This is a genomic window from Acinetobacter sp. LUNF3, assembly GCF_022699605.1.
Classification (GTDB): Bacteria; Pseudomonadota; Gammaproteobacteria; order Pseudomonadales; family Moraxellaceae; genus Acinetobacter; species Acinetobacter johnsonii.
In genome coordinates, this window is sequence record NZ_CP093968.1 from 3,278,325 (window position 1) to 3,292,610 (window position 14,286).

Annotated in this window: 5 protein-coding genes, 2 tRNA genes and 3 rRNA genes; all 10 read right to left on the reverse strand. The window is 43.0% G+C overall.

What is annotated here, in order from left to right; all coding sequences use genetic code 11:
- Positions 1-14: 14 nt before the first annotated feature.
- The 10 genes from MN200_RS15960 to MN200_RS16005 all read right to left on the reverse strand — a co-directional run bounded on the left by MN200_RS15960 (position 15) and on the right by MN200_RS16005 (position 13,468).
- Positions 15-2,660, reverse strand: coding sequence for an isopeptide-forming domain-containing fimbrial protein (locus tag MN200_RS15960; RefSeq protein WP_242759842.1), 2,646 nt, complete (start codon positions 2,658-2,660; stop codon positions 15-17).
- A 330-nt stretch (positions 2,661-2,990) separates the two neighbouring features.
- Positions 2,991-3,134, reverse strand: a complete 144-nt coding sequence (locus MN200_RS15965) for a methionine/alanine import family NSS transporter small subunit (RefSeq protein WP_081313279.1) — start codon at positions 3,132-3,134, stop codon at positions 2,991-2,993.
- Positions 3,135-3,144: 10 nt separating this feature from the next.
- Positions 3,145-4,623 carry a sodium-dependent transporter gene (locus MN200_RS15970; protein ID WP_242759844.1) on the reverse strand — a complete coding sequence of 493 codons (1,479 nt, stop codon included), beginning with the start codon at positions 4,621-4,623 and terminating at the stop codon, positions 3,145-3,147.
- A 964-nt stretch (positions 4,624-5,587) separates the two neighbouring features.
- Positions 5,588-6,151, reverse strand: coding sequence for a DUF4256 domain-containing protein (locus tag MN200_RS15975; RefSeq protein ID WP_058870590.1), 564 nt, complete (start codon positions 6,149-6,151; stop codon positions 5,588-5,590).
- Between the two features lie 137 nt (positions 6,152-6,288).
- The gene (locus MN200_RS15980) at positions 6,289-7,647 is read right to left on the reverse strand and encodes an MFS transporter (RefSeq protein WP_058870591.1); all 1,359 of its coding nucleotides are present in this window, start codon (positions 7,645-7,647) and stop codon (positions 6,289-6,291) included.
- A 370-nt stretch (positions 7,648-8,017) separates the two neighbouring features.
- Positions 8,018-8,132 (reverse strand): 5S ribosomal RNA (rrf, locus tag MN200_RS15985).
- Between the two features lie 175 nt (positions 8,133-8,307).
- Positions 8,308-11,201 (reverse strand): 23S ribosomal RNA (locus MN200_RS15990).
- 447 nt (positions 11,202-11,648) lie between these two features.
- Positions 11,649-11,724 (reverse strand) — tRNA-Ala (locus tag MN200_RS15995).
- A 68-nt stretch (positions 11,725-11,792) separates the two neighbouring features.
- Positions 11,793-11,869, reverse strand: a tRNA-Ile gene (locus MN200_RS16000).
- A 61-nt stretch (positions 11,870-11,930) separates the two neighbouring features.
- A 16S ribosomal RNA gene (locus MN200_RS16005) occupies positions 11,931-13,468 on the reverse strand.
- Together the 16S, 23S and 5S rRNA genes with 2 tRNA genes alongside form the textbook arrangement of a ribosomal RNA operon.
- Positions 13,469-14,286 lie beyond the last annotated feature (818 nt).

Here is a 14,286-nt window from a genome sequence, read left to right on the forward strand (position 1 = left end):
TTCCGAGCCTACTCTTAAGGGTTAACACGAATAACAAAGTAGAAATTGGCTTCTTGGCTTGGATCTAAACTACTCACCAAAGCAGAAACTTTGTCACCAGAAGATAAATTTGTACCTGACGGAACAATGACAGGCGTTCCTACTAGGCTGGTATAAGCTGGAACAACATCATTAAACTGCACATTCTTCACCACTGAACCACCATCATTTTTAAGTGTCAGCTTATACACCACACATTGATTTGGCTTGACTGAAACCAACTGGGTGGAATAGCTCAAAGATGCTAAATTAGTAGTGGTACAACTACTATTCGCTGCTTGTGTTTTAACTAACTGTAAATGCCCCGTTGCAACCGTGGTCACATCTGTATTTTTTAAGTTATCTAAATGAATGCCATTAAAATCAGAAACTTCAACCACGATATCCGCCTGACTCACCACACCTTCTGTTGCAGAAGGGGCCGCCTGAACTTTAAGTAAAAGTTGAATATCAGCCTGCGCCAATAAGCCCGCACTACCCAAAAGCTGATTTAAACTGGTTGTTGCGCTAATAATTTGGTCTGCACTATCAATCTGACCATTTTTATTTGCATCATAATAAAGGGTATAAACAAAGCCATCATTTCTAAGTGGTACAATTTTCAAATTCACTTGAGAACCTGCGTTTGCACCTTCTGCCATATTGCCCAAATTCTTTAAAGTATGCGCGTAGACAATCGTGCCGCCCACACTTACCTGACCTTGCTGATCATTGGTCAGGGTGAGTAAGCGTGCGACATTACTTTCAATTTGGTTCTTAATCGAGTCCGCTTGTTGATTAACTGGTGATTGAATCGCAAACCAAATCGGCGCTGTAAAATTCTGTTGGCTTACGTCAACATCAATCACTGCACAATATGCCTTGCTTGCTCCTGCACCTAAGGTTCCCGTATTGGTAATTTGCTTACCCACCGTTTGACAGCTGGCATCACCTTCATAAAATTTGACGCTAAAACCTGTTTTAGTGGTAGGCATAATATTGGCGACATCAATCGCGCTAAAGGATGCATACAAATTATAGTTATTGGCTTGGGTTGAATTATTCTTTGCCACCAAAGGAAAAACCGCTTTACCCGAAGTAACTTTAACCGTACGTAAGGGTTGACCGGCATTATCCACGATCCCCACGCCTAAACCCGATTGGTCAGCATTATATAAATCACTACTGCTGGATGCAGCAGTTAAAGCTGTAATTTGGTTACGAATCGGGTCAGAGACTGTACTTGAAGCAATGGATGTCGCAACCACATCAATATTGATATTGCTGACATTGCTGCTACAGCCTGTAGAGGCCGATACTCCAACCTGAATTTGTTTTACCGCCGCATTTGAAATCGAACCTGTGTCGACTTTACCGTCACCATTGGTATCCGTAAGTAAAGTTTTTCCGTCCTGCGTGTAAAAATTAACTTTGGCACAGCTAGGCAAATTGTTTGAGCTATAACTTAAATTATAAGTATCTGTGGTATTGCCGATGTTCCAAACATAGTTATTAAAGAAAACTTCTTGCCCTGGTTTCAAACTGGCTTGAACCACTAGGTTATCGGGACTGCCATTCGGGTTACCAAGGTTCGTTGCTGAACTGGATTTATTATTTAAAACCACCCCATAGACAGCAGCTAAGTTGTAAATGACGGTATTGGAGAAACTGCTCAGTTTTACCGTGGTACTATCTGTATCGTATTGTACAAAACCTGCCGTGTTTGGAATTTTATTGGTCGCACCTTGTTTCACTTTGGCTTTAAAAGCCAATGTGCCTGATGTGAGTGGTGCAACAGCCGTAATACTGGCTTCTAGACTCTTCCCATCAGGTTTAAGTTGATAGGCTATTCCTGTATTCGCAGATCCTTCTGTATCATTTGCATCGGTGAGTGCAGTGCTATTCTGATTCCAAACTGCCGACCCGGATACGTATTCTAAAGAATCATCCAACACATCTTGCAGCACGACACGACGTGTTGCTGTCCCTGTATTCCGATAGGTCAAAGTATAGGTAATCAAATCACCAATATTGCCTTCACTTGTACTTTGCGCTTTAACGAGAGAAATCACAGCATCATCGACAACGCGAATCGTATCTGTGACTTGTGCAGAAAGCGTAGCATTTTGCTGGCTCACAGCTTTGAGGTCTAAACTACTGAGCTGATTAAAAGAAACATTGGTCGGGATACTACCCACAATCACAACTGCTAAAGATTGACCCGCATTGAGCTCAATTGAACCTACCAATAAGTCTTCAGTATTATCTGGTAAACCATTTTGATCGCGGTCTGCATAGACCTTCACATTACTTAAATCAAAATTATCCGTACTACTTTGTACTAAACCCAATGTATATCGATCAGCAGTATTACCTGTATTGGTTAAGACATGTGGCAGATTCACCGCCCCACCGACCACACCATATTGGTTTTGATTTTGTACTAAAGTCAGTGAGTACGTTTTTTGCACTTCCAATGCCACGGGATTGGAATTGACCAATAAAACATTCCCCATCTCATCGGTATAGTCCCCAGATGCAACGTTAGAAATATAGCTTCCCGGTTGTGGAAATGCATGTGCTTCTAATGAAAAAAAAAATAAAAACGACAAAGCAGAAAATTTCTTTTTGTTAATTTTCATATGAATTAGCCAGCAAAAGTACAAACTGTGTCACAATTCTATACTATTTTGTATCATAGTTGTTATTGTGATTGCATATTTATTAGATGAAATTTGTACAGCATACTTTTTGTTCTTTCTGGCCGTATGAATTCTTACTTATTTCAAGCCAAATTGACGTGAACACTAAGCTCCAAATCAACTCATCAAAAAAACTTATCGAAGCATTGTTGTATGGCGCTGATGTGCGATAGCTCACTACACCCTCGTTAAAAAAACGCCCAATGAGCTCATCGGGCGTTTTTTAATAAGTAGATACTATTTCAGGGCTACTAAACTTTAAATCAAGTATTACAACGTATGCTGGTCTTTCACTTCTTCAAGAACCTCATCGAGTTCTTCAGGGTTTTTCATCAAGTGGAGAATAGACAATACAAGTCCGCCCCATAAAAACACCATTGAAATGATCATCATCACGATTGCTGAAGTATTCATTTATGCTCTCCTAGCGATCTTTCATTTTGCTGAGTACGATTGCAACGACACCACAGAAAATCACGCTGCCCCATCCGAATACACCCTGCAGACTCATACTATAACTATCGTAACCATTTTTCAGTAAGTTAAATATGGTCATGCTCAAGGTCGTTAACAAGATCAATGAGGTGATTACCGTTAAAGTAAATGCCCAGCCTTTGCCCAATTGAACCGTTGAAATACGGTTCACGTGATCACGAAGCTCAATCAATGCAGAACGCTTAAACCACGCCACACTGATAATCGACAATAATGCACCACCGATAATCCCAATGTTATTGATAAAGTGATCCACGATGTCTACCAGTTTAATCGCATTCACACTGGAGAATAAGATCACTGAAACCAGTGCACTACCACCACCAATAATGGTAACGGCTTTTTTACGGCTCCATTTTAACTTATCCTGCATCGCTGCAATTGGCACTTCCAAAATACTGACCATGGAAGAAATACCGGCAACAAATAATGATGAGAAGAACAATAGACCGAATAAATCAGCACCCGCTCCAAGACTTGAAATGATTTTTGGGAAAGCAATAAATGCCAGACCAATACCGCCACTCACTACATCTTGAACTTCTTTGCCTGCGGTATGCGCCATAAAGCCCAATGCAGCAAAAATACCAATACCCGCCAAAATTTCAGTTGAAGCATTGGCAAAACCAACGATCAGCCCCGAACCAGTCAAGTTGGTCTTTGGCTTTAGGTAAGATGCATAAGTCACCATGATCCCGAAACCCACGGAAAGCGAGAAGAAGGTATGACCATATGCCGCCAACCACACTTTATAGTCCATCATCGCAGACCAGTTCGGTGTAAAGAATGCATTTAAGCCTTCTGCTGCACCGGGTAAACGAAGTGATTGCACCACTAAAATGGTAAATAAAACGAACAATAAAGGCATGAAAATCTTATTCGATAATTCAACACCTTTTTTAACCCCGCCAAACAGAATAATTAAGGTCAGTGCCCAAATTCCCACGATTGGCCAAAATAAATGGCTTACAAACTGTAAATCGAAACCTGTTGCTTTCGACGTTTGTAAGTAGGTATTAAAGAAGAAACTTTCAGGGTCGCTACCCCAAGCCTGACCAATCGAGAAGTAAACATAACTTCCCGCCCACGTCAGTACGCTGGCATAGTACAAACCAATGATGATACACACACAGACTTGCCACCAACCTAGCGTTTCACCGCCTTTAAACAAAGCCCGATAGGCTTTAGGTGGTGACCCCGAACTACGGTGTCCCGTTGCATAATCTAAAAATAACAGAGGTAAACCAGCGGTAATTAACGCCAATAAATAAGGAATAAGAAAGGCACCGCCACCATTTTCATAAGCAACATAAGGGAAACGCCAAATATTACCTAAACCTACAGCCGAACCTACAGCTGCAATAATAAAACCAGATCGTGATGTCCAGTTTTCACGAGTTCCTGACATAAAACACCTAAACCTAGGTCCCTTTTAATTGCTTTTTATTTGGTTATCTCGCAACAAAAAAGAACCATTTAATATTAATCTTGAGTGTTTGATTTAGCTTCGACCTTTTGGGTACAAGGTTCTAAATGACAAACAGAGGAGTTTTCACAAAACCTTGGTTAAAGTGTGTCGATTAAACTTCCCTTTTATATGGTTCAACAATACTCACTTTTATAAAAATATTCTGTAATTTCTGCTTCAAATATTCCATTTTTATAATGTGTGCTGATTCAACCGTTCAATTAATCAGCTTATTTATTGTACAAAATTAGTTATAAATTAACAAACTTTTTGGAATGATTTATTGTACCTATTTTCCTGCACAGAATTTGAAGATCGGGCATCGATGCTCAACCTACTGAAAAAATCAATGCAAAGAACACTAAAGTGATCAACTCCTTGCACAAAAACATTACTTTTCACATTTTTATTCAAATATTCACCCCATCAAGGAACATTGGCCATATTTCTGATGAACATCACATGCATGAATACGGCTTTTTAATTTTATTCTGTACTTACAGCGCAGTCGAATTTACAAATTCGATAGACCAGTGATGCAATATATTTAGAAGAGAAACCATCACAGCCAGGCATTACGTAGGGCATCATCAGTTTCACTAGATCAATCCAGCATTAATCAGGCTATTTAAACGATGCCGATTTAAAGCACTAAGCAAAAATATATAAGCTATTCACTGTTGTCAGCTTAGACTTACAAATAGCGTGGTTAAAATGCTGTATGAACAACAGCCACCGCCCTGTATATTTAAATCATCAGGAAACAGGACGTTTCCCAAACTTAAAACAACAATAATCAGTTTGAGCATCAGGATGTGAGATATGACAGGAGTTGTATCTAAGCACTGAAATACAAAGAAACCTCGACAGGATGTCGGGGTTTCTTTTTATCTCTATTCCACAGTTAAAGCTGAATATAGGTCCGAAATCCTCGACTCGCATAGTACGAAGCAGCGCCATTATGATAGGTAAACGTACGACCATAGCGCTGATCACAAAAAATTGCCCCGCCTTGCTGACGTAATTCAGCTGGAGTTTCAACCCAACTGGATGTTTTCAAGTCAAAATTAAAAATCTGCTGTAAAAGATAATATTGTTGTTCCGTCATTAAGCTTAAGTCATAAGCCTGTACCCAATCGAGTACTGTATTTTCAGGCGGATGGTTTTTACGACTCAATAGTGCCTCTCGGTCATAACACATGCTCCGTCGCCCTTTTGGGGACTCAATTGAACAATCAAAAAAATACACATCTTGTGTATTCGGTAAAGCCACGACATCGGGCTCACCACCGCTCATTTCCATTTGTTGTAAGGCGTATAATTTTTCCGGAGACTGCAAAAGTTTTTCTCGGACAAATGCCCAACTAATTTGCATACGACGTTCAGTATGCTGTTGAAACCGTTGTTCTAAGGTATTGAATAAATGTTTAGTTTGCTCAGGTTCGAGTTTTTTCTGCTGTTTAATCATTGTTATTGTATTGCCCTATTTAATGCTACCTTTAGCATAGCACTCTCCTTCAAACACGACCAAATATCACCCAAAGGTACACCCATTTTGCAAAAATAAAGGCCCTCAAAATGAGAGCCTTTATTTTTAGGGTTTGATTAAGAAGATGCTTTGATTGAACTCGAAACTTTCACCTGAGTTTTAACTGCTTCTTCAGCACTATTTAAACGGATAAAAGAAACCGCTATCGCAGCAAGCACCGCAGGAATCGCCACAGCAATAAAATTCAACTTATGTGGTAATTCCATGCCCAACAATACCCCGATGACAATTGGACCCACGATTGCACCCACACGGCCAATGCCAGATGCCCAACCTAACCCAGTTGAACGAACAGCTAGCGGATAATATTGCGCCACATAGCTATATAGTAAAATACTACAACCGATCGAAGCGGCTCCTGCAAGTGCAACCAATAAATAAATTACAGGTTGCGGCGAATTAAAGCCTAAACCCACCAATGCAAATGCCCCGACAGTCAACATGCTAATAATGACAGGTTTCAAGTGGAAACGATCCGCGAGCACACCACCACCAGCAGTGCCAATCACCGCACCAATGTTCAAGGAAAGGAGGAACATTAAACTGCTGCCCATCGAATAACCCGCAGCCATCATCAGTTTTGGTAACCAGCTTCCTAAGGCATAAACCATCAATAAGCACATGAAGAAGCAGCACCAAAATAAAACTGTACCCATACCACGACCATTTTTAAACAAGGCAGCGACAGATGCATCAGGGACTTTAGCTTCGTTCAGCACTAGAACAGTATCTGAAGTTACAGTCTCTTCAGGGACCAGACGTTGAATAATGCTGCGAGCCTTTTCTGTTTGCTGGTCTTTCACTAAAAAAGTGACTGATTCAGGTAAGAATTTCCATAAAATCGGAATAAACAGTAATGGAATACCCGCAATGAAAAACATGATCTTCCAGCCAAAGGTTGGCGTAAACGCAACACCTAGTAGTGCTGCCATAATCCCACCCATTGCATAGCCACTAAACATCGCGGTCACCAAAGTACTACGAAACTTCTGAGGCGCATATTCCGAAGTTAAAGCGACCAAGTTCGGTAATACACCACCAATTCCAAGACCTGCGATAAAGCGTAAAATACCAAATTCAGTCGGGTTTGATGCAAAGCCACCCGCAAAAGTGAACCCACTGAACAACGTAACACAGATAATAATGACTTTTTTACGGCCAATTTTATCGGCCAGCATCCCAAATAGCATTGCACCAAACATCATACCTGCTAGGGCAGTACTGGCTAGCATTCCCGCTTGAACAGCCGTCATACTCCACTCTTTCATTAAAAGCGGTAAAGCCACACCGTTAATTGCTAAATCATAACCATCAAACAAGACGACGAATAAGCACCACAAAACAACCGTTAAATGAAAAGGCTTAAACTTAGCCTGATCGATTACAGCATTTACATTCATTGTTGTCGCTGTCATTTTTCCCTCACCTCCAATTGTGAGCTTTATTATAAAAAGTGAATCCAAATTCACTTTTAAATAAAATGAATCATAATTCAGTTTTTGTCTATAAATAAAACAATTGAAACAGCTTTTTTTGGAAAAACTAGACTAAAGTTGTATAAAAATTACGCAAAATAATTTGCACTCCATCGAATTCTTTGATAAATAGTAGATGTTTCACATAATTTTAATTTATATAAATGTATTTATGTATAATTTAGCGTGTATTCTCCGCTCTAATTCTCTTCATTCCCACTTAATATTTCGCTTTTCGTTTATTATTTAATATATTCAGCATAAAAAAAATCCCCCTCAGCCTTAAGCGGAGGGGGATTTAGAATTAATGAGCTGGCGATGACTTACTCTCACATGGATAACTCCACACTACCATCAGCGCTAAGAGGTTTCACTTCTGAGTTCGGGAAGGGATCAGGTGGTTCACTCTTGCTATTGTCGCCAGCACAACTGTTTATGACTATTCGTTGGGTCTAACCTCAGAGCAGTGCTCTTCGTGCCTAACTTTCATCAAATGAGTTATTAACAGGTATATTTGAGTTGGATATTTTATCTAGCTTTATAACTAAATCAAGTTGTTTGCAGTGATTTGAACCACAACACCAACTGTTTGGGTGTTGTATAGTCAAGCCTCACGAGCAATTAGTATTGGTCAGCTTCACATATCACTATGCTTCCACATCCAACCTATCAACGTCGTAGTCTTCAACGGCTCTTTAGAGGACATAAAGTCCTAGGGAAATCTTATCTTGAGGTAGGCTTCCCGCTTAGATGCTTTCAGCGGTTATCCCTTCCGAACATAGCTACCCGGCGATGCGACTGGCGTCACAACCGGTACACCAGAGGTTCGTCCACTCTGGTCCTCTCGTACTAGGAGCAGATCCTCTCAAATTTCCAACGCCCACGGTAGATAGGGACCGAACTGTCTCACGACGTTCTAAACCCAGCTCGCGTACCTCTTTAAATGGCGAACAGCCATACCCTTGGGACCTGCTTCAGCCCCAGGATGAGATGAGCCGACATCGAGGTGCCAAACACCGCCGTCGATATGAACTCTTGGGCGGTATCAGCCTGTTATCCCCAGAGTACCTTTTATCCGTTGAGCGATGGCCCTTCCATACAGAACCACCGGATCACTAAGACCTACTTTCGTACCTGCTCGACTTGTGGGTCTCGCAGTTAAGCGCGCTTTTGCCTTTATACTCTACGCGTGATTTCCGACCACGCTGAGCGCACCTTCGTACTCCTCCGTTACTCTTTAGGAGGAGACCGCCCCAGTCAAACTACCCACCAGACATGGTCCTCGTCCCGGATAACGGGACAGAGTTAGAACCTCAATATTACCAGGGTGGTATTTCAAGATTGGCTCCACCGAAACTAGCGTCTCGGTTTCAAAGCCTCCCACCTATCCTACACAAGTAAGATCAAAGTTCAATGTCAAGCTGCAGTAAAGGTTCACGGGGTCTTTCCGTCTAGCCGCGGGTACACCGCATCTTCACGGCGAATTCGATTTCACTGAGTCTCTGCTGGAGACAGCGCCCCCATCATTATGCCATTCGTGCAGGTCGGAACTTACCCGACAAGGAATTTCGCTACCTTAGGACCGTTATAGTTACGGCCGCCGTTTACTGGGGCTTCGATCAAGAGCTTCGCTTACGCTAACCCCATCAATTAACCTTCCAGCACCGGGCAGGCATCACACCCTATACGTCCACTTTCGTGTTTGCAGAGTGCTATGTTTTTAATAAACAGTTGCAGGGGCCTGGTTTCTGTGGCTGCCAATAGCTCAAGGAGTAAATCCTATCACCGTCGGCAGCGTACCTTCTCCCGAAGTTACGGTACCATTTTGCCTAGTTCCTTCAGCAGAGTTCTCTCAAGCGCTTTGGTCTACTCGACCTGACCACCTGTGTCGGTTTCGGGTACGATTCCTATGTAACTGAAGCTTAGAGACTTTTCCTGGAAGCATGGTATCAGCCACTTCACTGTACAAGTACAGCTTGCTATCAGTTCTCAGCATAGAGTACCCCGGATTTGCCTAAGATACATGCCTACAACCTTCCACCTGGACAACCAACGCCAGGCTGACTTAACCTTCTCCGTCCTCTCATCGCATTACATAGAAGTATTGGAATATTAACCAATTTCCCATCGACTACGCCTCTCGGCCTCGCCTTAGGGGTCGACTCACCCAGCCCCGATTAACGTTGGACTGGAACCCTTGGTCTTTCAGCGTGCGAGTTTTTCACTCGCATTGTCGTTACTCACGTCAGCATTCGCACTTCTGATACCTCCAGCATACTTCTCAATACACCTTCATCGGCTTACAGAACGCTCCCCTACCACTTGCAATAAATTGCAAATCCGCAGCTTCGGCATATAGTTTTAGCCCCGTTACATCTTCCGCGCAGGCCGACTCGACTAGTGAGCTATTACGCTTTCTTTAAAGGGTGGCTGCTTCTAAGCCAACCTCCTAGCTGTCTATGCCTTCCCACATCGTTTCCCACTTAACTATAATTTTGGGGCCTTAGCTGGCGGTCTGGATTGTTTTCCTCTTGACTACGGACGTTAGCACCCGCAGTCTGTCTCCCGGATAGTACTCATTGGTATTCGGAGTTTGCATCGGTTTGGTAAGTCGGGATGACCCCCTAGCCGAAACAGTGCTCTACCCCCAATGGTATTCGTCCGAGGCGCTACCTAAATAGCTTTCGGGGAGAACCAGCTATCACCGAGTTTGATTAGCCTTTCACCCCTATCCACAAGTCATCCCCTGGCTTTTCAACGACAGTGGGTTCGGTCCTCCAGTTAGTGTTACCCAACCTTCAACCTGCTCATGGATAGATCACCCGGTTTCGGGTCTACACCCAGCAACTAAACGCCCTATTAAGACTCGATTTCTCTACGGCTCCCCTATGCGGTTAACCTTGCTACTGAATGTAAGTCGCTGACCCATTATACAAAAGGTACGCAGTCACCGAACAAGTCGGCTCCCACTGCTTGTATGCATGCGGTTTCAGGATCTATTTCACTCCCCTCACAGGGGTTCTTTTCGCCTTTCCCTCACGGTACTGGTTCACTATCGGTCAGTCAGGAGTATTTAGCCTTGGAGGATGGTCCCCCCATATTCAGACAAGGTTTCACGTGCCCCGCCCTACTCGACATCATCATATAAGCCCTTTCGTGTACAGGACTATCACCCACTATGGTTGCACTTCCCAGAGCATTCCACTAGAACTTATATGACTTAATGGGCTTTTCCCCGTTCGCTCGCCGCTACTGAGGGAATCTCAATTGATTTCTTTTCCTAAGGGTACTGAGATGTTTCACTTCCCCTCGTTCGCCTCGTATGACTATGTATTCATCATACGATACCTGCCTTATGACAGGTGGGTTTCCCCATTCAGAAATCTCCGGATCACAGGATATTTGCCGCCTCCCCGGAGCTTATCGCAGGCTATTACGTCTTTCATCGCCTCTGACTGCCAAGGCATCCACCACATGCACTTAATTACTTGACTATACAACCCCAAACAGTCGTTAATCCCTACAAGTAGGATTAAGACAGTCTATGATGATTTCTCATCACTTCCTTACAGTTTGTTGTTCTGTGTACTTAAACACTGTACAGCTTCAATTCAATTCACATACCAAAACGCTTGATTCAGTTAATTTCGCTAGTAACTCATTTCTTTAATCTTCATCAATCAGTAATAAATCACTGTTAATGTCGATCTTAAAAACGAGTATGAACAAATTATTTCAACTCAAATATATTCTGTTAATGATTTTTCCAGCCTTCGTCAGGTCAGGAAACTGCGATAAATCACAGAAGTTAATAAGTTATCTACTTACTAATTTCTGTAATCCAACTTCTTAGATTAAGCTTCGTTCTATGTGTGCCTGCGCACAGCATAGCTGTTTGCTTAAATTCTCGGACAAAGCGCTGCTTTGTTTTTCCTCGAATTTGGTGGAGACTAGGAGAGTCGAACTCCTGACCTCCTGCGTGCAAAGCAGGCGCTCTACCAACTAAGCTAAGTCCCCAGCTTATCAATAAGTCAATGTCTCTGTTTTTCTGTATTCAGCATTTAACAATGCTTGTTAGTCAGATTTGGTGGGTCTGACAAGACTTGAACTTGTGACCCCACGCTTATCAAGCGTGTGCTCTAACCAACTGAGCTACAGACCCTCAGATACATCGTCATGAAGAACAACTTGTTGTGGATTCTTACCAATCGTCAATCTTTCGTTAAGGAGGTGATCCAGCCGCAGGTTCCCCTACGGCTACCTTGTTACGACTTCACCCCAGTCATCGGCCACACCGTGGTAAGCGTCCTCCTTGCGGTTAGACTACCTACTTCTGGTGCAACAAATTCCCATGGTGTGACGGGCGGTGTGTACAAGGCCCGGGAACGTATTCACCGCGGCATTCTGATCCGCGATTACTAGCGATTCCGACTTCATGGAGTCGAGTTGCAGACTCCAATCCGGACTACGATCGGCTTTTTGAGATTAGCATCCTATCGCTAGGTAGCAACCCTTTGTACCGACCATTGTAGCACGTGTGTAGCCCTGGTCGTAAGGGCCATGATGACTTGACGTCGTCCCCGCCTTCCTCCAGTTTGTCACTGGCAGTATCCTTAAAGTTCCCGACATTACTCGCTGGCAAATAAGGAAAAGGGTTGCGCTCGTTGCGGGACTTAACCCAACATCTCACGACACGAGCTGACGACAGCCATGCAGCACCTGTATGTAAGTTCCCGAAGGCACCAATCCATCTCTGGAAAGTTCTTACTATGTCAAGACCAGGTAAGGTTCTTCGCGTTGCATCGAATTAAACCACATGCTCCACCGCTTGTGCGGGCCCCCGTCAATTCATTTGAGTTTTAGTCTTGCGACCGTACTCCCCAGGCGGTCTACTTATCGCGTTAGCTGCGCCACTAAAGCCTCAAAGGCCCCAACGGCTAGTAGACATCGTTTACGGCATGGACTACCAGGGTATCTAATCCTGTTTGCTCCCCATGCTTTCGTACCTCAGCGTCAGTATTAGGCCAGATGGCTGCCTTCGCCATCGGTATTCCTCCAGATCTCTACGCATTTCACCGCTACACCTGGAATTCTACCATCCTCTCCCATACTCTAGCTTCCCAGTATCGAATGCAATTCCTAAGTTAAGCTCAGGGATTTCACATCCGACTTAAGAAGCCGCCTACGCACGCTTTACGCCCAGTAAATCCGATTAACGCTCGCACCCTCTGTATTACCGCGGCTGCTGGCACAGAGTTAGCCGGTGCTTATTCTGCGAGTAACGTCCACTATCCTAGAGTATTAATCCAAGTAGCCTCCTCCTCGCTTAAAGTGCTTTACAACCAAAAGGCCTTCTTCACACACGCGGCATGGCTGGATCAGGCTTCCGCCCATTGTCCAATATTCCCCACTGCTGCCTCCCGTAGGAGTCTGGGCCGTGTCTCAGTCCCAGTGTGGCGGATCATCCTCTCAGACCCGCTACAGATCGTCGCCTTGGTAGGCCTTTACCCCACCAACTAGCTAATCTGACTTAGGCTCATCTATTAGCGCAAGGTCCGAAGATCCCCTGCTTTCCCCCGTAGGGCGTATGCGGTATTAGCATTCCTTTCGGAATGTTGTCCCCCACTAATAGGCAGATTCCTAAGCATTACTCACCCGTCCGCCGCTAGGTTAGGTAGCAAGCTACCCTTCCCCGCTCGACTTGCATGTGTTAAGCCTGCCGCCAGCGTTCAATCTGAGCCATGATCAAACTCTTCAGTTAAAAATCATTAGTAGCTTATGGCTACAAATCTTGGCTCATCAATTTTCTGACAAATATTTCTCAAATAAACTTCGAGTAATTTTTACCTTCAATCAATGAAATATTTTCGATCGATCAATCAGTAAAAATCCACACAAGTTGTTCTTCATAATCTCTTAATGATCTTTCTAACACCTCGTCAGTGCTAGAAGCTGGACTCAATATACTTAACAACTCAGCACTTCGTGCTTCGTTCGTTTCCGTCTATCTCGTCGGTATGGGGTGCATTCTAGAGGATTTCTAAAGCTTTGCAACCCCCAAATTCACTTATTTGAAACGGGTGTTGGTTTTTTCTACAAAACTTAAGAAAAACCGTATTTTTCATCTATTTTTTGATCATATTTATAATTTTTTCTCTTATTTCTTTCAACATGAGCATTTCATTTCCAATCTTTAAAAGCCTTTTTAAGCTTAAAATTTAATCCTTAGCATTTATTTTTTCTTTAGGATGATTCTTATCAATCTTCTGGCAAGGTTTTCAGACTTAAAATCACCCTGCATTCCTTTCATCTCTGTATTTTTGATAAATCATCTTTCTAAAGACGTAGTTCTTTTATATTTAATACACGCTTAAGCTGAAAAACTGCCACATCGCTATAAAAACACCTAAGATTTAGTAAGAATGGAATGCTTAGTCTGTTTTTATTTCATTCGCGTAATAGCAAAGCCCTCTTCTATCTATACCATGGCCAAGATAATTCAAGACAGAGCTGAAATAACAGCCACGATAAAGCTTGATGATACGAAGCATCTGGATATAAGTAGAAAACGCAGTGCTA

Coding starts and splice junctions, on each gene's coding strand:
- MN200_RS15960 (WP_242759842.1), bottom strand. CDS start 2,660: ATGAAAATTAACAAAAAGAAATTTTCTGCTTTGTCGTTTTTATTTTTT.
- MN200_RS15965 (WP_081313279.1), bottom strand. CDS start 3,134: ATGAATACTTCAGCAATCGTGATGATGATCATTTCAATGGTGTTTTTA.
- MN200_RS15970 (WP_242759844.1), bottom strand. CDS start 4,623: ATGTCAGGAACTCGTGAAAACTGGACATCACGATCTGGTTTTATTATT.
- MN200_RS15975 (WP_058870590.1), bottom strand. CDS start 6,151: ATGATTAAACAGCAGAAAAAACTCGAACCTGAGCAAACTAAACATTTA.
- MN200_RS15980 (WP_058870591.1), bottom strand. CDS start 7,647: ATGACAGCGACAACAATGAATGTAAATGCTGTAATCGATCAGGCTAAG.